At 32.2% G+C, this 1271-nt stretch carries 1 pseudogene; it reads left to right on the forward strand.

Annotation, left to right across the window (positions count from 1 at the left end):
- The first annotated feature begins 477 nt into the window (after positions 1-477).
- Positions 478-1070 (forward strand): annotated as a pseudogene (locus tag L950_RS34695) (DUF2625 family protein).
- Positions 1071-1271 lie beyond the last annotated feature (201 nt).

Genomic DNA, 1271 nt, shown 5'->3' on the forward strand with positions numbered 1-1271 from the left:
AATTATGATGACACAAATATAGTGTTATTTGTACACTAAGACAAATTTTTTTTAATATTTTTTTCGAATTGTATCCTATTTTGATTTAACCTTAATTTTTACGGGTTATTCGTTTCTTTTTTATTTCTTTGCAGTAGCGTTTTCTTTGTTTGATTTTGGGATAAGGTATTGCTTGCTATTTTGAAAACAGATTGAATATTATGCTTAGCATAAAGCATCTTATACGTTATTGATGGAGAAAAATGCGCACTATTACTTTTTTACCCTGTTTTATTATAGTACCATTTGAATTATATTCAATGAAGGTAAAGTGGGGTTATCATATCAGTAATAGTTGAGAATATAATAAGTGAAAAATATTGGAGATTATAATGTATTTATCATCACCGTATGTTTTTTTTAAAAGATTAGATGATGAAAACATTAAAAGATTTAATAAATAAGGATGGATTTGGTTGGGCACTTGTACAAAAGTGGATGGAAAATTCAAAGAATACCTTTGAAACTTTGCCAAGAGTTTCTAAGCGAGCTGATGAGGAGTTGTTACGCTTGCAGATTTCAACTAAATCGCCGATGGGGGCTATTGTTTTTGAAACAGGGGGTATTCTAATTGAAAATGGATGGTTACGTATCTTAGGTTCGGGTTCCACAAAGCTGAATAGAGGTATGATGGAGTGGAATAAAGGTAAGACCTATGTCAATGAAGGAGAGAAAGGGGGCTTCTTACTGATTGCTGATGATGTTTTGGGTGGATATTTTGCAATTAATGCTGGGGAGCTGGGGGAAGAGATAGGTAAAATATATTACTTTGCTCCAAATACTTGCGTTGGGAAAGTTTGGAATGCGGTTACGCAGACTTCATTAATTGGTCATTAAATGGAGACCTTGGTTTATTTTATCAAGACTATCAATGGGATGGTTGGAAAGCAGATGTTGCAACAGTTGAAGGAAATCAAGTGTATTCTTTTGATCCCAATCTGAGTGTACCTGAAAAGAATAATAATATACGAAGGAGCAAAAGACTAATTTTGATTGATGAACATGTCAAATTAGCATTGCAGTCTATATAATCGTAACGTATTGTGATTGGTCTTTTTCGGCATAATTGCTCTTGTGAAGATTCGATCTTTCATATTTAGTCGCTGGATATTTTGTTATTACACAGTAGGTAGTGAAAAAATTATCCAGCGATTTTAGTATAGAATGAAATGTTTGTTTAAAGGAATTGAAACGTAAATTTTAACGTTATAAGTTTGGTTTTCTGTTAAAAA

Origin of the sequence: Sphingobacterium sp. IITKGP-BTPF85 (assembly GCF_001006065.1) — a bacterium.
GTDB lineage: Bacteria > Bacteroidota > Bacteroidia > Sphingobacteriales > Sphingobacteriaceae > Sphingobacterium > Sphingobacterium anhuiense.